At 37.8% G+C, this 23,638-nt stretch carries 21 protein-coding genes and 1 riboswitch; of the genes, 15 read left to right on the plus strand and 6 right to left on the minus strand.

The features are described 5' to 3' along the window. The first annotated feature begins 7 nt into the window (after positions 1–7). A riboswitch (TPP riboswitch) is annotated at positions 8–118 on the plus strand. A gap of 41 nt (positions 119–159) precedes the next feature. The 5 genes from thiE to HXY53_05070 all read left to right on the plus strand — a co-directional run bounded on the left by thiE (position 160) and on the right by HXY53_05070 (position 4,889). After that, the gene (gene thiE, locus HXY53_05050) at positions 160–786 is read left to right on the plus strand and encodes a thiamine phosphate synthase (GenBank protein NWF75927.1); all 627 of its coding nucleotides are present in this window, start codon (positions 160–162) and stop codon (positions 784–786) included. Continuing rightward, positions 783–2,078 carry a phosphomethylpyrimidine synthase ThiC gene (thiC, locus tag HXY53_05055; protein ID NWF75928.1) on the plus strand — a complete coding sequence of 432 codons (1,296 nt, stop codon included), beginning with the start codon at positions 783–785 and terminating at the stop codon, positions 2,076–2,078. Before thiE ends, thiC begins: the two co-directional genes overlap by 4 nt. Continuing rightward, positions 2,078–2,839: a bifunctional hydroxymethylpyrimidine kinase/phosphomethylpyrimidine kinase gene (thiD, locus tag HXY53_05060; protein NWF75929.1), complete on the plus strand. Its 762-nt coding sequence runs from the start codon at positions 2,078–2,080 to the stop codon at positions 2,837–2,839. Before thiC ends, thiD begins: the two co-directional genes overlap by 1 nt. Positions 2,840–2,935: 96 nt before the next feature. Further along, positions 2,936–4,300, plus strand: a complete 1,365-nt coding sequence (radA, locus tag HXY53_05065) for a DNA repair protein RadA (protein ID NWF75930.1) — start codon at positions 2,936–2,938, stop codon at positions 4,298–4,300. Further along, positions 4,266–4,889: a hypothetical protein gene (locus HXY53_05070; GenBank protein NWF75931.1), complete on the plus strand. Its 624-nt coding sequence runs from the start codon at positions 4,266–4,268 to the stop codon at positions 4,887–4,889. The genes radA and HXY53_05070 overlap by 35 nt, the downstream gene beginning before the upstream one ends. Here HXY53_05070 and HXY53_05075 read toward each other — a convergent pair. Beyond that, the gene (locus tag HXY53_05075; GenBank protein ID NWF75932.1) at positions 4,875–5,699 is read right to left on the minus strand and encodes an AAA family ATPase; all 825 of its coding nucleotides are present in this window, start codon (positions 5,697–5,699) and stop codon (positions 4,875–4,877) included. The genes HXY53_05070 and HXY53_05075 overlap by 15 nt on opposite strands. After that, positions 5,700–8,006 (minus strand): tetratricopeptide repeat protein, encoded by a 2,307-nt coding sequence (locus tag HXY53_05080; GenBank protein ID NWF75933.1) that lies wholly within the window; start codon positions 8,004–8,006, stop codon positions 5,700–5,702. A gap of 163 nt (positions 8,007–8,169) precedes the next feature. Between HXY53_05080 and rnr the strand changes: the two genes are divergently transcribed. From rnr to moeB, 6 genes are read left to right on the plus strand one after another with little or no spacing between them, the layout of a single operon-like run. After that, positions 8,170–10,278: a ribonuclease R gene (gene rnr / locus HXY53_05085; GenBank protein ID NWF75934.1), complete on the plus strand. Its 2,109-nt coding sequence runs from the start codon at positions 8,170–8,172 to the stop codon at positions 10,276–10,278. Between the two features lie 11 nt (positions 10,279–10,289). After that, positions 10,290–11,057, plus strand: coding sequence for a nucleoside triphosphate pyrophosphohydrolase (gene mazG, locus HXY53_05090; protein NWF75935.1), 768 nt, complete (start codon positions 10,290–10,292; stop codon positions 11,055–11,057). A 33-nt stretch (positions 11,058–11,090) separates the two neighbouring features. Next, the gene (lipA, locus tag HXY53_05095; GenBank protein NWF75936.1) at positions 11,091–11,969 is read left to right on the plus strand and encodes a lipoyl synthase; all 879 of its coding nucleotides are present in this window, start codon (positions 11,091–11,093) and stop codon (positions 11,967–11,969) included. A 16-nt stretch (positions 11,970–11,985) separates the two neighbouring features. Further along, on the plus strand, positions 11,986–13,167 hold the full coding sequence (gene alaC / locus HXY53_05100; protein ID NWF75937.1) for an alanine transaminase: 1,182 nt from the start codon (positions 11,986–11,988) through the stop codon (positions 13,165–13,167). Positions 13,168–13,198: 31 nt separating this feature from the next. Then, positions 13,199–14,509: a homoserine dehydrogenase gene (locus tag HXY53_05105; protein ID NWF75938.1), complete on the plus strand. Its 1,311-nt coding sequence runs from the start codon at positions 13,199–13,201 to the stop codon at positions 14,507–14,509. Between the two features lie 13 nt (positions 14,510–14,522). Beyond that, positions 14,523–15,305: a molybdopterin-synthase adenylyltransferase MoeB gene (moeB, locus tag HXY53_05110; GenBank protein NWF75939.1), complete on the plus strand. Its 783-nt coding sequence runs from the start codon at positions 14,523–14,525 to the stop codon at positions 15,303–15,305. Positions 15,306–15,859: 554 nt separating this feature from the next. Here moeB and katG read toward each other — a convergent pair. The 4 genes from katG to HXY53_05130 all read right to left on the minus strand — a co-directional run bounded on the left by katG (position 15,860) and on the right by HXY53_05130 (position 19,670). Then, on the minus strand, positions 15,860–18,016 hold the full coding sequence (gene katG, locus HXY53_05115; protein NWF75940.1) for a catalase/peroxidase HPI: 2,157 nt from the start codon (positions 18,014–18,016) through the stop codon (positions 15,860–15,862). Between the two features lie 51 nt (positions 18,017–18,067). Beyond that, positions 18,068–18,505 carry a transcriptional repressor gene (locus HXY53_05120; GenBank protein NWF75941.1) on the minus strand — a complete coding sequence of 146 codons (438 nt, stop codon included), beginning with the start codon at positions 18,503–18,505 and terminating at the stop codon, positions 18,068–18,070. Positions 18,506–18,757: 252 nt separating this feature from the next. Beyond that, the gene (locus tag HXY53_05125) at positions 18,758–19,159 is read right to left on the minus strand and encodes a pyridoxamine 5'-phosphate oxidase family protein (GenBank protein NWF75942.1); all 402 of its coding nucleotides are present in this window, start codon (positions 19,157–19,159) and stop codon (positions 18,758–18,760) included. A gap of 7 nt (positions 19,160–19,166) precedes the next feature. After that, complete coding sequence (locus HXY53_05130) at positions 19,167–19,670, minus strand: lipocalin family protein (GenBank protein NWF75943.1); 504 nt, start codon at positions 19,668–19,670, stop codon at positions 19,167–19,169. Positions 19,671–19,918: 248 nt separating this feature from the next. Here HXY53_05130 and HXY53_05135 point away from each other — a divergent pair, with 248 nt between their 5' ends. From HXY53_05135 to HXY53_05150, 4 genes are all read left to right on the plus strand, one after another. Then, on the plus strand, positions 19,919–21,166 hold the full coding sequence (locus tag HXY53_05135) for a class I SAM-dependent methyltransferase (protein NWF75944.1): 1,248 nt from the start codon (positions 19,919–19,921) through the stop codon (positions 21,164–21,166). Positions 21,167–21,375: 209 nt separating this feature from the next. After that, complete coding sequence (locus HXY53_05140) at positions 21,376–21,804, plus strand: M67 family metallopeptidase (GenBank protein ID NWF75945.1); 429 nt, start codon at positions 21,376–21,378, stop codon at positions 21,802–21,804. Between the two features lie 303 nt (positions 21,805–22,107). Further along, positions 22,108–23,352 (plus strand): threonine synthase, encoded by a 1,245-nt coding sequence (locus HXY53_05145; GenBank protein NWF75946.1) that lies wholly within the window; start codon positions 22,108–22,110, stop codon positions 23,350–23,352. Continuing rightward, positions 23,353–23,625 carry a MoaD/ThiS family protein gene (locus HXY53_05150; GenBank protein NWF75947.1) on the plus strand — a complete coding sequence of 91 codons (273 nt, stop codon included), beginning with the start codon at positions 23,353–23,355 and terminating at the stop codon, positions 23,623–23,625. It begins immediately after the preceding gene. Positions 23,626–23,638: the final 13 nt, after the last annotated feature.

The raw sequence follows: 23,638 nt of genomic DNA on the forward strand, positions 1-23,638 counted from the left end.
TATTAAAAATAAACCCTGGGGGAGGCTCAAAGCCTGAGAGTTTTTCGTCATTGGCGAAAAAGACCCCATGAACCTGATACGGATAATGCCGGCGTAGGGAATGGGAAAAATTACCGTATCCTTCAGGGATACGGTTTTTTGTTTTATGATGATTTTGAAATGTCTAATATTGATTTCAATTTATATCTCATCACTGACAGAAAATTATTTTCGACGCAGTGTTCATTATATTTAGCACTCGAAGATGCTCTTAAAGCCGGCGTGAAAGCGATTCAATTAAGGGAAAAAGATTTAACAGTAAAGGAAGTCTTCGAAATGGCACTATGGCTGAGAAATCTGACAAGAGAATATGAAGCAAAACTGTTTATCAATGACAGAGCAGATGTTGCCCTTGCTGTTAATGCTGATGGAATTCATCTCAGTCAAAACAGTATTCCTGTGGATGCAGTTAAAAAGATTACTAAAAATAATCTCTTAATTGGAGTATCCACTCATAATATTGAAGAAGCTATTAATGCAGAAAAAGCAGGTGCTGATTTCATCACCTTCGGCCCAATTTATCAAACTACTTCGAAACCGGAATATAAAAATACGACTGGAGTTGATATTATCCGTGATTTGAAAATGCACATTTCCATAAAGATATTAGCTATTGGCGGTATAAAACCTGATAAGGTCAAAGAAGTAATAGATGCAGGTGCTGATGGTATTGCATTAATCTCTGCAATCCTCGCATCTAAAAATATTCACGAAACAACTCAAGAATTTATGAGGTTGCTGAAATGACAAGGATTGAATTAGCAAAAAAAGGAGTTATCACCGATGAGATGAAAGAAGTATCAACTTCTGAATCCATCTCGCCTGAAAAACTTGCTTCTGATATTGCATCGGGACTTACTGTCATACCTGTAAACACAATTCGCAAGATAAAACCTATTGGAATTGGTAGGGGATTGAAAACAAAGGTCAATGCAAACATAGGAACATCAAAAGATAGGGTTTCCTTTGAAGATGAAGAAAAGAAACTTGATCTTCTTGTCAGATATGGGGCAGATGCTGTAATGGATCTCTCAACCGGAGGATCTATGAAAGAAATAAGAAGGCTGATCCTCAAAAAATCTCCCCTAACTGTCGGAACAGTTCCTATATATGAAGCAGCAATAATCGCTGTGGAGAAATACGGCAGAATAGCTAAAATGACTGCTGATGATATTTTCACTGTTATCAAAGCACACGCTGAAGAAGGCGTAGACTTTATTACTGTTCACTGTGGAGTAACAAAAAAGGCTATAGAAAGATTACAAAATGAAGGCCGGATTTTAGATGTTGTAAGCCGTGGTGGTTCATTTCTTCTCGAATGGATTATCTACAACGATAAAGAAAATCCACTCTATGAGTACTACGACAGACTTCTCGATATTGCGAAAGAATATGATTTGACGTTAAGCCTTGGCGATGGGTTACGTCCTGGTTGCCTTGGAGATGCAACAGACAGAAGTCAGATTGAAGAACTTCTGACCATTGGTGAGTTACGGGATAGAGCACTCGATGTAGGAGTTCAGACAATTATAGAAGGGCCTGGGCATGTACCTCTGAATCAAGTAGAATTGAACATAAAAATCCAGAAAGAGATTTGCAAAGGTGCACCATTCTATGTGCTCGGCCCTCTGGTTACAGACGTTGCAATGGGATACGATCATATTGCTGCAGCCATAGGAGGTGCGATTGCAGGTGCTGCAGGTGCTGACTTCCTATGCTATGTAACACCAGCTGAACACATAAGGTTGCCGAACATCGAAGATGTCAAAGAAGGACTTATAGCTTCGAAAATTGCTGCACATGCTGCTGACATTGCAAAAGGAATCCCTTCAGCAGTCGAACGTGACAAAAAAATGGCTGAATACAGGAAGAATCTCGACTGGGAAGGCCAGGCTTCTTTAAGCTTTGATCCTGAAAGGGTAAGAAAATGGCGTTCAGAGGCACCGCCTTCGGAGCAGGATGTATGTAGTATGTGCGGCGAGTTCTGTGCAATTAGGACAGTGGAGAGAGCATTAAAGAAAGGGAAAGAAAAAAAGTAATGAAAACAGCACTCACCATAGCAGGCTCTGACCCGACAGGCGGTGCAGGCATTCAGGCAGACCTGAAAGTATTCAGAGCATTTGGCATACACGGTTTATCTGTTGTGGCTGCCATCACCGCTCAAAACACACAAGGTATTGAAGCCATCTTTTCTGCTGATAAAAATGCGATTAAAAAACAGTTTGTAACACTCCTGTCTGATATAAAACCAGATGCACTCAAGATAGGAATGGTTTACAGCGTTGATGCTGTTAAGATTATAGCTGATTTGATAAATAAATATTCACTTAAAAACCTTGTAATCGATCCGGTAATTATCTCTTCATCCGGCACTTCACTTGTTGAGAATGGAACTATAGATGCAATTAAGAAAACCCTCTTCCCTCTGTCAAAGGTTATAACCCCTAACATATATGAGGCATCCGTTCTTACCGGAATAATGATTGAAGATAGGAAAGGGATGGAAGAAGCTGTGAGGGTTCTTAAAGATATGGGGGCTGATGTTATTATCATTACGGGTGGTCACTTTAAAGAGACAGCGGTTGACCTTTATTATGATGGAGCTTTCCACATTGTAGAAAGTAGAAAGCTGAAAGGTGAATACCACGGCACCGGATGTGCATTTTCTGCTGCAATAACTGCCCTCCTTGCCCTTGATTACACTTCACTTGAAGCAGCAAAAAAAGCAAAAGAGTTCGTTTGCAACGCAATAAAAAAGGCATACCATCTCGGCAAAGGGATGGAGATTCTTAATATATAATGTAACCAAACTTGTCCAAATAAAATTTCGACAGACGGAAAGCAAGACAGGGCAAGTCCATGTGCTCCTGTATCTGGTATAATACCAATAGTTCAAATGGCAAAAACCAAAACCTTTTTTCAGTGTCAGTCTTGTGGTTATACAAGCCCGAAATGGCTCGGCAAATGCCCGGATTGCGGAGAATGGAACAGCTTTGCTGAAGAAAAAAAAGAGATACGTTCCCGGCATGCTGATATTAGTCCTAATCTCGGGAAATCTGCCCCTCAATCTTTAAGTTCAATCAGGAGTCAACAAGGCCAGAGGGCATCAACTGGTATAAGAGAACTTGATAGAGTTCTCGGAGGCGGTGTGGTTGGAGGTTCTGTAATTCTAATTGGAGGCGATCCAGGTATAGGAAAATCAACCCTTTTACTACAAACTCTCTCTGGTTTATCAGAAAAAGGCGACAAAGTTCTTTATGTCTCATCTGAAGAATCTCCAGATCAAATAAAGATCCGAGCTGACAGAATGTCAATTAACTCAGATGATATCATCCTGCTTGCTGAAACCTCTATTGAGGCTGTTTTGCATACATCTTTGAAAATTGAACCGAAGGCTTTGGTTATTGATTCTATACAGACTGTATATACAGAAGAGATCATCTCGGCACCCGGTTCTGTAAGCCAGGTAAGAGAATGTGCATCAAAGCTGATGTTCTTTTCAAAAAAGACAAATATCCCGGTATTCATTGTTGGTCATGTAACAAAAGAAGGTGCTATTGCAGGACCACGTGTGCTCGAACATATTGTTGATACAGTCCTTTATTTTGAAGGAGACAGTAGCCATTCATACAGGATACTCCGTGCGGTAAAAAATCGTTTTGGTTCTGTAAACGAGATAGGAATTTTTGAGATGACAGATGCCGGACTCCTCGAAATCGAAAACCCTTCAGAGCTTTTTCTCCTCGAAAGACCTTTGCACGTCTCCGGTTCAACAGTAGTAGCAAGCATTGAAGGTACTAGACCGCTTATGGTCGAGATTCAGGCACTCGTATCTCTTACAAATTTCGGAATGCCCAGAAGAACCTCTATGGGAGTTGACTTCAACAGGGTAAATCTACTCGTTGCAGTCCTTGAGAAAAGAGCAGGAATACATCTCGGGGGCATGGATGTATTCGTAAATGTTGTGGGAGGATTAAAAATTGTCGAACCTGCTGTTGATCTCGGCATTATTGCTACGGTTGTCTCATCATTGAGAGATGCCCCGATAGATCCAAAACTTTTCCTTTTCGGTGAGGTCGGTCTTTCAGGAGAAATAAGAGCAGTTTCCCAGGCAGAGGCAAGAATGAAAGAAGCATCAAAGATCGGTTTTCAGAAGGCTGTCATTCCATCAGGAAATGCGGAAAAAATAAAAGACAGATTCGGGCTTGAAATCAGAGGAGTCAGAAATGTTGAAGAATCTCTTGAAGCTATTTTCAATTAGCATTTTTCTTGTATTCTTCTCCTGCACACCTCACCGTGTAGAATCACCTGCATATACGGTTATAAATGTGGAGGATCTTATTTCTTCAAAGAGAAATATTTCGTCTATTGAAACGATATTCTCCATCACCTTTGAGAATGATGGATTAAAGTATAAGGGAGATGGTTTTCTGACTATATCAAAGAATGGGGATATGACTTTGCGCATTTATTACTTAGGCTTCCTCAGATTCGAGATGACCTCCATGAACAATGAAGTAAAAAGCAATCCCGTGATTGACAGGAATAAGTCTACAATACTAACCGAGGGGTTCAGAGATTGTCTTTTCTGGTGGGATATGACAGATTTCGAGATGACTGAACAAAGTGATTCCTATCTGCTAAAAAACACTTTCAGAAAGGTATGGCTGGATAAGGGAACAAAATTACCCTTAAAACAGACCATTACCCTCATGGACGGAAGGGAACTCCGTATCTTTTATGAAAAACCTGAAAGAATCAAAGAAGTTTGGTATCCTTCAAAGATCCGAATAGAATTTATTCAATATGTTGTAACTTTAGATATCGAGGAGATTTTATTTTTTCTCTGAGTTTAAACCAAGGTCAACTGCAACTGTTCTTATAACAGATCCATCAACAATGTTCAGCTTCGCAAGATATCCTTCAAGAAGTGCATTATCACAAACAGTGTTTATAAGACGAGGAACCCCATGCGTATATTTGTAAATCTGCTTTATTGCATCATCAGAAAAAACATTATTATCACATCCGGCAATCTTTAATCTATGTCTGATGTAATCTTTTGCATCAGCTTCTGAAAACTCTTTCAGTCTTATCTTTACAGCCACCCTCTGTTTTAATGGCTCGTCGAGAGCAAGGACATCTTCAAGTTCGGATAGACCAAAAAATATAAAATTCAGCATCTTTCCATCAGGTGATTCCATATTTAAAAGACCCCTGAATTCTTCCATAATCTCCTTCGAATTCAACATTTGCACCTCATCTATCATTACTATTGATTTCTTACCTTCTTCGTTAATCTCTGTAAGTCTTTTATAAATCTGGCTGAGCAGTTCTATCTTATCGTTAACAACCTCCTTAACTCCAAGTTGTACTGCAAATTTTCTAAAGAGCCACTCTGAACTTACACTGGAATGCACAACTACAAGTAAGGCTGCTTCATATATATTCTCATCCAGTTCCTCAAGTAATCTTCTTGCCAGAGTTGTCTTCCCAGTCCCAATTCCACCAATAACAACAGCAAGACCTTTTCTTGTATCTATTGCATATTTAAGTTTTATGAGGGCATCTGTATGTTGACGGCTATTAAAGTAAAACCTGCTGTCAACTACATTTGAGAACGGATGCTCTTTCAGACCATAGTATTCAAGGTAATCCATTTATATATAAGAAACCCTGTCCTTCCTGTCCTTAATCTTCTTGTGTTCATCCCCCTCTACATGTTTGGAACTTAGCTGACTTATCTTATCAGAAACATCTCTGAATTTAGAATTCCATCCATAAACTTCTGTAAAAGTTTCAAGGGCTTCTTTTATATTACCATTTTTATCATAAGCTTCTGCAAGATCGTATTTCATTGCCCAATAAGATTCTCCACGATCTTCCATCTTCTCAACAGCATTCTTGAGAACCTCAACTGCGAGCGAATATAGTCCTTTCTCCATATAACATAGGCCAAGCATATTTGAAGATGAGACAAACTTTTTCGGATCATTACGGGAAATCTGGAATTCCCTGATAGCATCGTCTATTAATCCCATCTCCTTATATGCAATACCAAGATTGTAATGGGTCTCATAATCTTCTGCTTCGAGCTCTTTTTCAAGTCCTTTTTTAAATTCGTTAAAAATGTCCATAACATCACTATCAAGAGTTGGCTCCGCGATTTCTTCTGCTTCAAGAATTTCTTCTCCTGCAAACATTTGCTCTTTTGTAATCATCTCAGTTTCAGCAGATACTTTTTCGACCTCTGTTACATGTCCAATTGCATTAAGCTTCTGAGCTATTTCTTCATTATCTGGGAAAATTGTCTGCAGTCTTTCCAGAATTTCCCTCGCTTCATCGAGCAACCCCTGTCGTGAATAAAATTCTGCTTCTGAGATTTCCTCGCTGTAATCATCAATTGAAGGCTTTTCCGATGGTTTTGTAACATCCACTTCTTCCTCAGCTGGTGTTGGCAATGTCAAACCTGAAAGTCGGGGGTCTTCTGGATTTATTTCAAAAGCCTCTTTTATAACCTGCTGGCTCTTTTCAAATTCTCCACTTTTCTTATAGAGTTCATACAAGATAAGACATTCTGCAATTGCCTGTTCTTTATCTTGCGTGTCAATATAAAGAGACTTTAACTTTAAATGCAATTCTATATTTTCTGGTTCTTTGAATTTAAATACTTCGAGAAGCGCTTTTGCATTTTCATAAAGTCCGTATCTTAAAAATATATCAGCCTCTATTATCGCCTCATCAAGCGTTTTTTCAGCTTCTATCGTAATTTGTTCCTGTTTTATAACTTCACCTTCAAGCTCAATGATTTTAGAATTAAGCACTTCATCATCAGGTGCCATTTTTAATGCTTCTTTATAACAATTAAGAGCTTCCCTCGGCTTTCCTATTTCATCATATTTATCTCCAAGAAAAGTAAGTTCACGTACTATCTGTAAATAATCACCAAGTTGGATATAGAGCGAAACAAGCCGTTTCCCTGTCTCAATTGGATCTATATCTTTAAAATACTCTAAAATTTTTATAGCATCTTCATATTTTTCTTCAAGAAGGATTTCGTCAAGTATTGGAAGAAATTCTTCCCACGCCTTTTCTTTATTACCTTCACTAATATATGTATCAGCAATTAGTCTTTTGGCTTTAATATTTGCCGGTTCTACTTCAAGGAGGTTTATTAAATATTCACGGGCTTCTTCAAAACGGTCAGCAGCCCTATGTAATTCAGCAGACTTGAAAAGAATCTCTGTATCCTGTGGGAATAAACTAACAGCTTCCTTAATCTGTTCAATAGCCTTGGCATTTTCACCAATCTTTTCATAGATCTGAATTATACCGAGTATTGCATCTTTATTAACAGGCTGAATATCAAGTGTCTTCTGATAATAATTTAAAGAATTTTCTGTATCTCCCTTTTCAGAATAGATTCTCGCAATAGTCAGATACTGTCTTGCAGCATCGGCTATAAGATTTTCTTTCATATAAACTTCTGCAATCTTGCTCCTGAGTGGTATATTGGATGAAGATAGGGAAAGTATCTTTTCGTATATTTCAATCAGCTTTTCTTTTTGTCCCTTTTTGGAAAGTGTATCAGCCGCTGCAAGATAAAACTTTATAGCATCAGTAACAAGTCCTTTGCCTTCATTTAACTCTCCAAGTGCAATAAGAGATATTGCATCCGATGGGTTTATATTCAATATCTTTTTGTAAAGTGCTAATGCCTTTAAAGAAAATCCTTCTTGTCTGAAAAAATTTGCAGCCTTATGATAAGAATCTATTGCGTTATCTTTATCGTTTTTTTTCAGATAAAGATCACCGATGGTATTATATGTATTTCCATCAGGAAATTCTTTTACAAGTTTCTCCCATTCAGCAATAGCTTTATCTATCTGGCCACGGGCAAGATACTTTTGAGCTTCTTTAATTATGGCTGCTTTTTCAGACATTTTCTTTACTATTGAAAGTATCACAATTAACAAAACCTGTCAATAATTTGGTTATCTTTAAAATCTGCCGGTAGAAAACGTCATTGTGAGTGATGGGTGCTGACAATTTGATAATTCTCTGTTAGCTTATTATAGGATTCCCTTATACTAAAAAACTTTTGAATAGAAATACCGTAAAATAAAAGATATGGTAACTCAAGAATCTGTAATCAATTTTTTCAAGGAGACAATAACAAAACCTCTCAGTTTTAGAGAGATTGCTTTTATTCTAAAACTCAGCAGATCAGAAATACGAGCCCTTAGAAGAATTTTGAATATTTTGGTCCGCGAAGGAGATATTGTTCGAACAAGAAAAGGGCTTTACGGTCTATCTGAGGGAATGAACCTTGTAACTGGTTATTTTGAATCTCATAAAGATGGATATGGTTTTGTAATTCTTGAAAAACCGGGAGAGAGGGATATTTTTATCCCAGCCAGGTCAAAACTCGGGGCATTGAGTAACGACAGAGTGCTTGTTCGCATTGAAAACTGGAAAAAAAGAGAGGGTCAGATAATCAGAATACTCGAAAGGGCTTATACAAGAATTGCTGGAAAATTTGAGGTTACAAAAACAGGTTTTTATGTTAAACCCAAAGATAAATCTATTCATTTTGATATACATATACCCGACAAAGAAAAAGGGAATGCCAAAAATGGCGATATGGTAATTGCTGAAATAATCAATTATCCAACAGATAGAAAACCGCTCTCTGGCAGGATTGTGAAAATTCTGGAAAAACCTGAAAATCCAAAAGCAGATGTAGAGGCTATTATTGATGAGTTCAATCTACCAAGAAGATTTCCTAAAAATGTGCTTGAAGAAGCGGAACTCCTCATTAAAAATAATCGAAGATTTAAATATGGAGCAGAATTAAAAAGAAAAGACCTGAGACTGCTTCCCACTATGACTATTGATGGCGAACGCGCACGTGACTTTGACGATGCTGTTTCTATCGAACTCACCATGCATGGATACAAACTTTACGTCCATATTGCTGACGTTAGTTTCTATGTAGTCTGGAATTCTGCATTAGATTTAGAAGCAAGGGAAAGAGGAACAAGCATATATTTTCCTGATAGGGTTTTACCAATGCTACCAAAAGAATTATCTGAAGATATTTGCAGTCTAAAACCGAAAGTAGAACGATTAACCTTCACAATTGAAATGGATTTTGACAGGAATGGGAACAGACTCGATTCAAAATTTTATCCAAGTATTATAGTCAGCAATGAACGAATGACTTATACATCTGTCAGAAAAATACTTATTGATAACGATCCTGCTGAACGGAGGAAATACGATTATCTTCTTCACACTTTTGATTTGATGGCAGAACTCTGTGGCTTGCTCAGAAACAACAGGCTTCAAAGGGGAAGTCTTGATTTTGACCTGCCTGAACCAGAGGTTCTTCTCGATATACAGGGTATGCCAGAGGCTATCTTAAGAGCTGAACGAAACTTTGCACATATCATGATAGAAGAATTTATGATCGCTGCAAACGAGGCTGTATCAGAATATCTTAAAAGCCTTGAGATTCCAATGATATACAGGATTCATGAAGAGCCAGATCCGCTAAAATTTAAGGATATCTTCAAGTTTATTAGATCAATATGGAAATCAAAGCATCCTCTAAAACCAAAAGATTTTCCTGATATACTTAGAGGGATAAAAGGAAAACCCGAGGAAGAAGTAATACATTATTTAATCTTAAGAAGTCTTAAACAGGCAAGGTATTCACACATTAACATTGGACATTTTGGTCTTGCATCAAAATGCTATACACACTTTACTTCACCAATAAGGCGTTATCCTGATCTTATTGTTCATCGAATTTTACGGGAGGTGTTAGATAAAAAACATCTTTCGAAAAAACGCATTCAGGATTTAAATAAACTTTTACCTGATATTTCTTTCCAGTCTTCCCGTATGGAACGCCTTGCAGATAAAGCAGAGAGAGAGGTTATAGAGGCAATGAGAGTATGGCTTATGAAGGATAAGGTTGGAGAAGAATTTGATGCAAAGGTTGTGAGTGTCACTCCCTATGGATTGAAAGTAAGATTAAAAAAATTTTTTGTTGAAGGATTCCTTCATGTATCATATATGAGTGATGATTTCTATCAATACAATGAGCAATCAATGAGTCTCGTAGGCAGACACACAAAGCATTCATTTTCTATCGGAAAAGAATTAAGGGTAAGGATTGACAGGGTAGACATGGATGAAAGGGAGATAATACTGGATATCTGCTCTTCATAAAAAAAAGACATATGGATTTTAAAGAACTCATAGCAATAATGGAAAAACTCAGAAGTGATAAAGGATGTCCATGGGATAAGAAACAGACGCGTGAATCCCTGAAACCTTACATAATAGAAGAAGCTTATGAACTTATTGAAGCGATCGAAGAGGATGACCCTGAAAAAATAAAAGAGGAACTTGGCGACCTTTTGTTTCAAATCGTGTTCCAGTGTCAGTTAGCAAAAGAGAATAAAGAGTTTGAGATGTCTGATGTATTAGAAAAGATAGTGAAAAAAATGGTTATAAGGCATCCGCATGTCTTCGGAGATACTGAATGCAAAACTCCCGAAGAGGTTATAAAACAATGGGAGGTTTTAAAAAAACAGGAGGGCAAACTCCGGGATTCAATCCTTGAGGGAGTTCCAAAGGCAATGTCTTCTCTTCTGAGGGCATATCGTCTTCAGAAAAGGGCTGCAAAGGTAGGTTTCGATTGGGAAAGGGTTGAGGATGTCTTAAAGAAAGTTGATGAGGAAATAAACGAACTCAAAAATGCTATAAAATCTGGCAAACAACAAGAAATAGAAGATGAGCTTGGTGACATAATTTTTATGCTTGTTAATTTATCAAGATTCATTGGAGTGAATCCTGAAGATGCTCATCGTAAAACTATCACCAAATTCATCCACCGGTTTCGTTATATAGAGATGAAAGCAGCGGAACAGGGTAGGAAAATCTCAGATATGACACTTGAGGAAATGGATAAATTATGGGACGAGGCAAAAGAAAAAGAAATTTGACAAAGTTATTGTTTTCTTTTATTTTTAATCATTATGTTTGATGAAACAAAGGTTTTACAAAGAAATAGAAGATGCTCTCCATACTGGATAAAATCAAAAATTCGTCTCGGGCAAATTCATGACACAAAAAAGATTTTACGAAAGTATGGTATTAATACAGTCTGTGAAGAGGCGAGGTGCCCTAATATTACTGAATGCTTCACCAAACCTGCAGCGACATTTATGATACTCGGCTCTAAGTGCACCCGGAACTGTAGTTTCTGCTCTATAAAATCTTCGCCTCCTGAGCCCCCGGATGCTGATGAACCGGAAAACATTGGGAAGGCTGCTCAGGAGATAAAGCTCAGATATGTGGTGATTACCTCTGTAACAAGAGATGACCTTCCTGACGGGGGGGCAGGACATTTTGCTAAAACAGTATCATCTGTAAAAAATTATCTTCCCGGCGTAAAGGTTGAGGTTCTCACTCCTGATTTTCAGGGCAATATTAATCATCTCAAAACAGTGCTCGATTCAAACCCTGATGTTTTTAATCATAATATCGAAACCGTGCCTCGACTTTATCCTTCAATCAGGCCTGCTGCGGATTACAGACGTTCTCTTGATATACTTAAAGAAGCAAAAAAACAGAAACCACACATACTTACAAAGTCAGGTATTATGCTCGGCCTGGGGGAAACATTGCTTGAGGTTAAAAATGTGCTTAAGGATCTTAGATATTCTGGGTGTGATTTTATTACAATAGGTCAGTACATGAGACCTTCAAAAGCAAACATTCCTGTTGTTGAGTATATAAAGCCTGAGGTTTTCGAAAAGCTTCGGCTCGAAGCTATTTCAATCGGTTTTAAATATGCTGCTTCTGCACCTCTCGTCAGGAGTTCAATGAATGCAGAGGAGATGTATAATAATTGAAATGGAGTAAATAAATATGTTCGACTTTAACAGAATCAAGAGACTTCCACCTTATGTCTTCAGCATTGTAAATGCGCTGAAAATTGAAGCGAGACACCGTGGTGAAGATATTATCGACCTCGGGATGGGAAATCCTGACGGTGCAACCCCTAAACATATAATTGATAAACTTTGCGAAGCTGCACAAAATCCCAAAAATCACAGGTATTCTGCATCAAAGGGAATTACACAATTAAGGAATGCAATCTGCGAATGGTATGCCAGACGTTATAATGTTATTCTCGACCCGGAACTCGAGGCTGTTGTAACAATTGGATCAAAAGAAGGACTTTCACATCTTGTTCTTGCCACTGTAAGTCCAGGAGATGTAGTTCTGACACCGGCTCCTGCATATCCAATACATCCTTACAGTGTAATCATAGCTGGTGGTGAAGTGAGAAGCATACCCATCGGGGAAGGAATTGATTTCTTCGAAGAGTTGGAAAAGGCATACAAGTCTTCATGGCCAAGGCCAAAAATGCTTATTATAAATTTTCCTCATAATCCAACGACACAGGTTGTGGAGGGTCTTGGTTTCTTTAAAAAAGTAGTTGATTTTGCAAAAGAAAATAATCTTATCGTAATACATGACCTTGCATATGCAGATCTTGTATTCGACGGTTATAAGGCACCAAGTTTTTTGCAAGTTCCTGGCGCTAAGGAAATTGGAGTTGAATTTTTTTCAATGACAAAGAGTTATTCTATGGCAGGTTGGAGAGTAGGCTTTTGTGTCGGTAATCAGGAGATTGTAGGAGCTCTCACAAAGATAAAGAGTTATCTCGATTATGGAATGTTCCAGCCTATTCAGATTGCGAGTATTATTGCATTGCGTGGGCCACAGGATTGCGTTGAGAATATACGAAAAACATATGAATCAAGACGAAATGAACTTATAAAAGGTTTGCACAAAGCTGGGTGGAATGTTGTTCCTCCAAAGGCAACAATGTTTGTATGGGCAGAGATTCCCGAACCTTTGAAGAAAATGGGATCTCTCGAATTTACAAAGCTACTTATTAGAGAAGCAAAAGTTGCCGTCTCCCCTGGAATCGGATTTGGAGAAGGAGGTGACAATTTTGTGAGATTTGCGCTTGTTGAAAATGAACACAGGATAAGGCAGGCAACAAAAGGTATTAAACATACCCTGAAGAAATATTTATGACAACTTTTAATAGATTGGAGTGTTGATAACGTTGAAAAAAAATATAATCTCTGTTGGAATTATCGGGTTTGGAACAGTAGGTAAAGGCACGGTCCGTATTCTCCTTGAGAACAGGGATATTCTAAGGGAAAGACTCGGTTTTGATATACAGGTTAAAAGAGTTGCTGTGCGTGATATAAAAAAAGACAGAGGCATAAAACTACCAAAAGGTATGATCACAAAAAATGTGCATTCTGTGCTCAATGATCCAGAGATAGACATTGTTGCAGAACTTATAGGTGGGATATCACCGGCAAAGGACTTTATCCTTACAGCAATAAGAAATGGCAAACATATAGTGACTGCAAACAAAGCGCTTCTGGCAACAGAGGGCAATGAAATATTCAATGCTGCGCAAAAAGCCGGGATTGAGATCGGGTTTGAAGCATCAGTGGCTGGCGGTATTCCAATTATAAAAGTCATACGTGAAGGTCTTGTTGCAAATAGATTTAAGGCTATATACGGCATCATAAATGGAACTTCTAATTACATACTCACAAAAATGACAGATGAAAACGTCGAGTTTGAAGATGCACTCAAAGAGGCTCAGGAACTCGGTTATGCTGAAGCTGATCCAACATTGGACATAGAGGGAATCGATTCTGCACATAAACTTGCCATACTCGCATTTCTTGCTTATGGGTTACCCTTTCATTTTAAAGATATATATGCCGAGGGAATTTCCAGAATTACACAGGAGGATATAAAATTTGCTTCAGAACTTGGTTATAAAATAAAACTTCTCGCTATTGCAAAAGACAAGGATAACTTGATAGAACTAAGGGTTCATCCAACGATGATCCCCGAAAATTATCTCATATCAAAAGTGGATGGCTCTTTTAATGCAATATACATAGAAGGAGATGCCACAGGTTCTACTTTATATTATGGAAGAGGTGCAGGAGACCTCCCAACAGGAGGTGCAGTTGTAAGTGATATAGTTGGGATTGCAAAGGATATAAGGAAAAATGTTACAGAAAGATTACCTTTATTAGCCAAGCCAAAAAGGAAAATAAGAATCAAAAAAATGGATGAAGTAACATCAATGTATTACTTCAGGTTTACTGCACTTGATAAACCCGGTGTGCTTTCAAAAATATCAGGAATTCTCGGAAACAATAATATCAGTATTGCTTCTGTTATACAGAAAGGCAGAAGAGTTGGTAAGGCCGTTCCACTCGTTGTACTAACTCACGAAGCAAAAGAGAAAAATGTCAGAAAGGCTCTAAAAGAAATAGACCGCCTGCCTGTTGTTATGGGTAAAACAGTACTTATCAGGGTTGAGGACAAAGAAACAGGCTAATAAAAAAGCGCTCATGAAATTTAGTGAGGAACAGCACCTCCGTTACCTGCGACATATAATGCTCCCCGAAGTCGGGATAGAAGGGCAGATTAAGATTTCTAATGCAAAGGTCTTCGTAGTTGGTGCTGGGGGACTCGGCTCACCAGTTGGTTATTACCTCTCAGCAGCAGGGGTTGGAACCATAGCATTCATTGATAATGACAACGTTGATTTAAGCAATCTCCAGCGACAGATAGCTCACAGCACAAAGACACTCGGCAAACCAAAAGTTGATTCTGCAAAAAAGACATTCGAATCTCTCAATCCCGATGTCCATATCGTTGCAATCAGGGACAGATTAACAAAACTGAATGTCCTTGAGCACATAAAAAATTACGATATTGTAGTAGATTGCAGTGATAACTTTTCTACCCGTTTTCTTGTAAACGACGCTTGCGTTATGTCTAAGAAACCTCTGGTTACAGGAGCTATTTTCAAGTTCGAAGGCCAGTTGACGGTTGTAGTCCCGGGGGATGGTCCTTGCTACCGGTGTCTTTTCGAAGAACCACCTCCGCCCGGTGTCCTTCCCGCACCCTCAGAAGTCGGGCTTTTTGGAGCAATCCCGGGCGTTATCGGGACATTGCAGGCAGCAGAGGTCCTTAAACTAATCCTGCAAATTGGCACTTTACTCAAAGGTGAGCTTCTCATATATAATGCACTCAAACCTTCATTCAGGAAAGTAAAAATCCCGAAAAACCCTAATTGCCCTGTCTGCAGCGATAAACCAACAATAACTAAGTTGATTGAGTACAGCTAACCCGAAAAATGCATATGTTGTGGAATGTGGAATGGGGTCGGACTTGTTTATTGCAATTTGTCTTTTCATTTAGCATATTTAAAACATTTTCCATATCCGCTTTAAAGGTTTCTCCTTCTTTCAAATATCTGGTGATTACCGATGGGTCTTTTTGAAGATAGAATGCTATTTCTTTACTCTTATACCCAAATTCCCTATCTGTAATAAATGCCTAACAGTCCTGTATCTTCTGTTGTAATACATTGTGTAACTCTGGTTTATACCCTGAAGAATTTTTGGGGGCTGAAGTCGAAGCGTAAGCCTCAGAGATAAAATATGCAACTACACCAAAATATAAAAATAAAGCCATGTTTTTATACTAAGGTAGTTTATTTTGTTTTATAAATTGAGTTATTGCCAGATATGCTATTTTCATAAAATTATTGAGTTGACCCGCCTGAGGAGGGTAAATCCGCCTCAGGCAAATCAGTTAAATAAATTTTTAAGCAATGCCTAAATTATCTGGGTGAACCTTCTCAGCATTAAACAAATATTTATTCTGATATTTCAAATAGTTAGAAACGACCAAGATTCATCACCTTATTCCATGCTGATATAAAGTCATTTACGAATTTTTCTTTTGCATCATCACAGGCATAAACTTCGGCAATTGCTCTAAGTTGTGGATTATGACCAAATATCAAATCAAACCTTGTAGCAGTCCATTTGAGTTCGTTGGTTTTGCGACCATATCCTTCAAATAAGTAATTATCATCAACTGGTTTCCAGTATATTCCCATGTCAAGAAGGTTTACAAAAAAATCATTTGTTAATACTTCAGGACGGTTGGTAAATACACCATATCTTAAATTTTTATAGTTTGCATTCAGAACCCTCAACCCACCGATTAAGACTGTCATTTCAGGTGCAGTTAACCCAAGAAGTTGAGCTTTATCAACTAATAGTTTTTCTGGCAGTAAACGAAATCTTGTTTTTAGATAATTACGAAAACCATCATGTTTTGGTTCCATATAAGTATAAGTCTCTATATCCGTCTGTTCCTGTGATGCATCAACACGCCCTGGTGTGAATGGTACTTGCACAGCATAGCCAGCTTTACGGGCAGCCTCTCCGATTGCTGTGCAGCCAGCTAAAACAATAAGGTCGGCGAGAGATACTTGTTTAGCATCAGTTTTAGCATGATTATTGTTAAACTCTATTTGTATGTCTTCAAGTACTTTAAGTACTTTAGCAAGCTGTTCCGGCATATTTACATCCCAATCTTTCTGAGGAACAAGACGAATTCTTGCACCATTTGTACCACCACGTTTATCCGAGCACCTGAAGGTAGAAGCTGATGACCATGCAGTATAAACTAATTCTGAAATGCCAAGACCTGAAGAAAGTATTTTATTCTTTAACTCAGTAATATCTTTATCTTCAATTACTGGATGGTTAAGTTCTGGCAGAGGTTCATGCCATGGCTCGATTTCTTTGGGGACTTCATGTCCAAGCCAGCGCGCTCTTGGACCGAGATCACGATGGGTAAGTTTGAACCAGGCTTTTGCAAAAGCTTTTGCAAACTCTTCAGGATTTTCTAAAAAACGACGGGATATTTTTTCATAAATGGGGTCAAACCGCAGGGCAAGGTCAGTAGTAAGCATTGTTGGTTTATGTTTTTTATTTGTATCATGGGCATCTGGTATGATTTCTGGAGCATTCTTTGCTATCCATTGATATTTACCTGCTGGACTTTTAATCAGTTCCCATTCGTAATTAAAAAGATTATATAAAAAGTTTATACTCCACTTTGTTGGTGTGGTAGTCCATGTCACTTCTAAGCCACTTGTTATGGTATCAGGCCCTTTGCCTGTTTTAAAACTGTTTTTCCATCCCAATCCCTGTTCTTCAATGGATGTAGCATCTGGTTCTGGGCCAACATGAGACTCATGTGCAGCGCCATGACATTTACCGAAAGAATGTCCACCAGCGATTAAAGCAACAGTTTCTTCATCATTCATGCCCATACGTTTAAAAATCTCACGGATATCTTTTGCAGCAGCCACAGGGTCTGGATTGCCTCCGGGACCCTCAGGATTAACATAAATAAGCCCCATCTGAACAGCAGAGTATGGCATTTCAATTTCACCTTCTTTAGTCCTGCGTCTATCTTCAAGCCATTCTGCTTCAGGTCCCCAGTCAACACTCTCATCAGATTCCCACCAGTCTTCACGACCACCAGCAAATCCATAAGTTTTAAACCCCATTGATTCTAAGGCTACATTTCCGGCAAGAATAATTAAGTCAGCCCATGAAATCTTTCTCCCATACTTCTTTTTGATAGGCCAGAGAAGCCTTATTGCCTTATCAAGGTTAACATTATCAGGCCAATCATGCAGGGGTGGAAAACGTAGCTGACCTGCATTTGCACCACCGCGACCATCGCCAATTCGATAAGTGCCGGCGCTATGCCATGCCATACGAATAAACAGTCCGCCATAATGTCCGAAGTCAGCAGGCCACCAATCTTCAGATTTTGTCATGAGTTCTTTAAGGTCTTTTTTTACTGTTTCTAAATCAAGGCTCTTGAATTCTTCAGGGTAGTTATAATCTTTTCCATAGGGATTGTTATCAACTGGGTTTTGATAGAGTATCTTTAGGTTCAGAAGATCAGGCCATTTTCCCCATATTGATCTTTTTTGTTTTATTGATTCTTTTGTTTGATGTTCCATACAAACCTCCTATTGTTTTAAACCCAAAGGGTTTCTCATTGAAAATTACTATTATTTTTTACATTTTTCACACAGGCCATTAAATACAATTTTAGTATCTATAATTGCCAATTTTTCATATAAATCTTCTGGAATTTCAATGTTATCTAAACGCTCATCATAAATATCAATAATTCTATTGCATTTTACGCAATGGAAGTGATTGTGTCGTTTTGTAACGCCATCATACCTTCTTATGTCTTGCACTCCTTCTACAAGTTTTGCCACTCCTATTTCCACAAATAATTGAAGCGTTCTATTAACAGTGTCAAAAGAAATATTAGGAAATTTTTGTTTTACTCTCTTATATATCTTTGTTACAGAAGGATGGTCATTAAATTTTACTAATTCTTTATATACCTCAACCCGTTGAGGTGTTACCTTTAAATTGTTTTTTTGACACGCTTCATAAAAAGCTGACAAAAAAGAATCTAACATTTCCTTTTTCATAATTAATATTATATAGTAATAATTCCTATTAATCAAGTGCTATCTAAATCTTTTAAAATCTACTTACTTAAAACCAATTCGTTATTTTAATAATTCATAGAAAATATATTGAAAAGTATTACGGAAAATCTTTTCAGAAACCGGAAACTTTCAAGAAATAAAAGGTAGCAACAAAGAACTCTTTCAAATTCTTATCAATTTAAGCGGTCGGATTTTAATAGCTATAACGAGAAATAGAATATGATTGTAACATCAAAATAAGCTGATATTGCTTTCGCCGCCTCCAATTAATGGGAGTACCTTTTCAACGGTAAAATATACTAAAAATTTTGGACCTTTATTCTTGTCCTCTTCAGGTGTTAAATTGCGTCTGGTCATTTTAGCTATTAAGGCTGAGTCAGTCTCTTCCTTTACCTTTTTCAAAAACAGCCTTACCCCTCTATAACCTGCATTATTTTCAATAAATAAAAATGCGGCATATGGATTTGATTGCAAGTTATGATGAGTAAGACGTTCTCTCATTATAAAAGCTAATGTTCCGTCTTCAAAAACATGAGGGACAGAATAGATTGCTATATCTACCTTGCCTTTTGAATCAGCGGTAGATAAAATACCTATGCCATTTGCGCTTCTGAAATATTCTTTGAGTGTCATGTTTCTCCTATTTTTGCTCAGTTTTAATAAGTTTAGAGGTATCATATTGCTTATCCCTCAAACGAGAGAGAATTGCTTTATATACCTCTGGCTCAATCTCCTTTGTGCGGCTCAAAATCCAAAGGTATTTCCGACTCGGATGTCCTATAACGGCATATTCATAATTTTTACCCAGATCAATTATCCAATAGTCTCCAGCAAAAGGCCAGAAAAAAGATACCTTCAACTTGGCATTTGTTTCTTTATCGACTATCCATGCTTTACCTTTTGCAGACCTAATTTTGCCGCTGAAAGATTTGTCATAACATTCATTTAGAACAGAGATTTTACCATCATCTCTCAGGGTATACGTTGCCTTACTTCCTACACAACCCTCCTGAAAGATGTGGGGATATCTTGCAATCTCATACCATGTTCCTGCATAGCGTGTTAAATCCACATAAGGCACAATCTGTAAAGGCAGATAAGTTTTTTCCTTGGTACCCATGCATCCCATTAAATTCAGAAACATTGAAGTGATGATTAAAATACAGAATGCTATTAACCTTGATGTAAAATTATATCGATTCATTTCTCGTCTTTGTTACCAATAACAGAAACTTTTGCATTTACAGGTCAATGAAACCTGCTTAGATACTTTTCTGATTTTCTTTATAATTCTACCTTCAGACTATAAACCGGACTTCTTGAACGGTTGTTTCATTTCTTATTAATTATATATAATATATAAAATAATTTCTCAATTGCAACTTGTGATTTGTGGCAAAGACAAACAGGAATAAATCACTGGAACATACAGCAACGATCATACATGAAAAATCAGTAGCAAGCATTGAATTCTCACTATGCTGGGAAAACTCCGCTATATTCCACACCGACTGCTTTTTTGCAGGGAAAGTGAATTTTTACCGTGACATCTTTCCGCAGAAGATTAGCGATTCGCTAATGGGAAAATCAAAAGGAGATACAATAGTAATCCCAAACATTATAAAAGACATTGTATCGCCCTACTCACAGAATTATGAGTTCTCTATTGAACAAAGACAATTTGACCATCTTTACACTGCTCCATTAAAGACAGAGCCTCGATTTGGACGTTTTTATCCAAAAGGCCTGCTGAAGGCGCTTCCGGGCATCTTTCGCGGGAACGTTGAGCCATTTCGATGTTCGGGGATAACAGATGCTACCATTACCGTGGATTTTAATCATCCGCTTTCACTTATGAATGGCAATCTTACTATGGCTATAAAAGATGTAAGGAGGAATAGCGGGATACTTGGTGGGTCATGTACCGACTGGATGGAAATAATAACCTCCGGCCCTGGGATGCAGACACGCTGCCGAAGTATTCCCACAGATTTCTTTTCGGATGAACCTTTCAGGAGAATAAATGAACATATTGATGCAGACTTCTATAAAAAACCTCGTCTTGTTACCCATATTGATGATAGAGCCATATCAGTAATCAGTGATTTATATGGTCAGACACTGGAAAATGGGATGAAGGTTCTGGATCTTATGAGCAGCTGGAGGTCACATATACCCCAGAACATAAAACTTGAATCGCTTGTCGGGCTTGGGCTCAATCGGGAGGAGATGTTGCAGAATCCCCAACTTACCGATCAAGTTATACATGATCTGAATAGAGATCCATTGCTCCCCTTCACCGACAACACATTCGATGCAGTTATTTGTACCGTTTCTGTGGAATACCTGATATACCCCTTCGAAGTTTTCGTGGAAATAGCAAGGGTTCTAAAAACAGGCGGGTATTGTATGGTTACCTTTTCAAATCGGTGGTTTCCGCCCAAGGTTATAAAGATATGGACTGAACTCCACGATTTTGAACGGATGGGTCTCATTCTTGAATATTTTTTACAAAAAGGCTTATATAAAAACCTTAAAACCTTTTCGATGAGAGGACTTCCAAGAAATGAGGATGATAGATATTATCCAGCTATGCCTTATTCAGATCCGGTATATGCGGTGTGGGGACAAAAAGGGTAAGAAAGCTTATAGGGTTTCTTGGGGTTGCACCTTGACGAAAGACAAAGTGACCTTACGTAATTCCTTTTACTCAAAGATACAGATTGGAGAATATTTTAGTAATTTAAGTTATTCTGCAGTAGTAAAGATATATGAGCGGTTTAAAAGAAGATTGAAAGAAAACACAAGATTAAGAAGAGAGGTAGAGAAAATAGAGAGACAATTGTCCTATGTCAAAGTGTGACCCCTCTCATTTTTCCGCTAAATTAATTATCCCTGGCCATTTTTTAACAGAAATTATCTTACACTGCCAGGAACAATCTCCGTATGAGGCATGTGGTATTCTTGCAGGGAAAAACAATGTCGTAGAAAAAGTCTTCAAGATGACTAATGTCGAAAAATCTTCTGTAAGTTATCTGATGGATTCAAGGGAACAATTTATTGCCATGAAAGAAATGAGCGGGCTTGGACTCGCTATGGTCGCAATATATCACTCTCATCCTGTTTCCTCTGCATATCCTTCGCCCAAAGACATAAGCCTCGCATTTTACCCTGACACATTTCATGTCATCGTAAGTCTTGCTTCCGGTGCTGCCGTAATCAAAGCCTTTGAGATAAAAGATGGCGTCAGAGAAATAGAAATCATAGAGACTCATTAACCCGAATAATGCAGACATTGCTCGAAAATTTCTTTAACTCGATGAATTTATTAAATTATTCAGATTCGTTCGATGAATAAAAATATTCGTAAAACCATTAGTTAAAGGTACACTAAGGTATCAAAAAATAAATTTTCTCGCAACATCTGCATTATTCAATTGCATTATTTGGGTTAATTAGAACCATCCCTTTCAATTATTCTCTATTTTGAAGTAAAATTTAAAATCATTGCAGTCTATTTTAGTCGTTATTCCGGGCGAAACGAGGAATTTCTCAGTAATAGAGACTCAGGAGATATTTATATGGGTTATGTAAGAGGTCTTAAGTGCCGTGAGTGTGGCAGGCAATATGCTATCGCTCCAGTATATGTCTGTGAGTTCTGCTTTGGGCCTCTTGAGGTAGTATATGATTATGAAAGCATAAAGAAAGTATTAACAAAAAACATAATTGAAAAAAGGCCAAAAAATCTCTGGAGATACAAAGAGCTTCTGCCTATTGATGGGGAACCTCAGGCTGGATTAAATTCCGGCTTTACTCCGCTCGTTAAGGCTAAAAATCTTGCGAAGATATTTGGCTTAAAAGAACTTTATATAAAAGATGACACAGTAGTTCATCCAACACTTTCATTCAAAGATAGGGTTGTTGCAATAGCATTAACTAAGGCAAAAGAATTTGGTTTTGATACTGTCGCCTGTGCTTCAACAGGCAATCTTGCCCATTCAGTCTCTGCACATGGCGCAAAAGCTGGTTTTCAAAGGTTTATCTTTATTCCAGCAACTCTTGAAGCGAGTAAGATTATTGCTTCCTTAATTTACGAACCAAATCTTATTGCAGTTGATGGAAATTATGATGATGTGAATAGGTTATGTAGTGAAATAGCAAATAAATACAAATGGGCTTTTGTCAATATTAATATAAGACCTTTCTATGCAGAAGGATCAAAGACTCATGGATTTGAAATTGTTGAACAACTTGGATGGAAGACACCTGATAATATTATAATACCCTGTGCAAGTGGTTCACTTCTCACTAAGATATGGAAGAGTTTTAAAGAGCTTAAAGAGATTGGTATCATAGAGGAGCTCAATACAAAAGTCTTTGCTGCACAGGCAACAGGATGTTCTCCAATTACAACAGCAATAAAACAAGGTATTGATGTGATAAGGCCGGTAAAACCTTATACAATCGCCAAATCACTCGCTATCGGGAATCCGGCTGATGGTTATTATGCTACACAGGTTATTAACGAAGCAGGAGGAACTGGCGAGGATGTATCAGATCAGGAGATAATAGATGGAATAAAAATCCTTGCACGGACAGAAGGGATATTTGCTGAAACAGCAGGAGGTGTCACGGTTGCAGTTACAAAAAAACTTATTGAATCAGGCAAAATAAGCAGAAACGGTGTCACAGTAATTTGCATAACAGGAAATGGGCTAAAAACACAAGAAGCACTTAGTGGAAATACTATTCAACCATTTTTTATAAAACCTAATATTCGTTCATTTGAGGATACATTAGAAAAAATTAGAGCAGGAGGAAAATAGATGGCTGTAAAAGTAAGGATACCTACCCCATTGCAGAAACTCACTGAAGGGAAAGAAGAAGTCGAAGGTTCTCCGGGGACTATAATAAATCTCATTAATGAGCTTGACAGGAAATATCCAGGAATTGCAGAAAGGATATCCGAAGGGGGCAAAATTAGAAGATTTATAAATATCTATTTGAATGAAGAGGATATCAGATTCCTTAAGAATGAACAGACAGAGGTTAAAGACAATGATGAGGTATCAATTGTTCCTGCAATAGCAGGAGGATAAATCAGGAGGAATA

This window comes from Nitrospirota bacterium, assembly GCA_013388455.1.
In the GTDB taxonomy this organism is placed as follows: domain Bacteria; phylum Nitrospirota; class Thermodesulfovibrionia; order Thermodesulfovibrionales; family SM23-35; genus JACAFF01.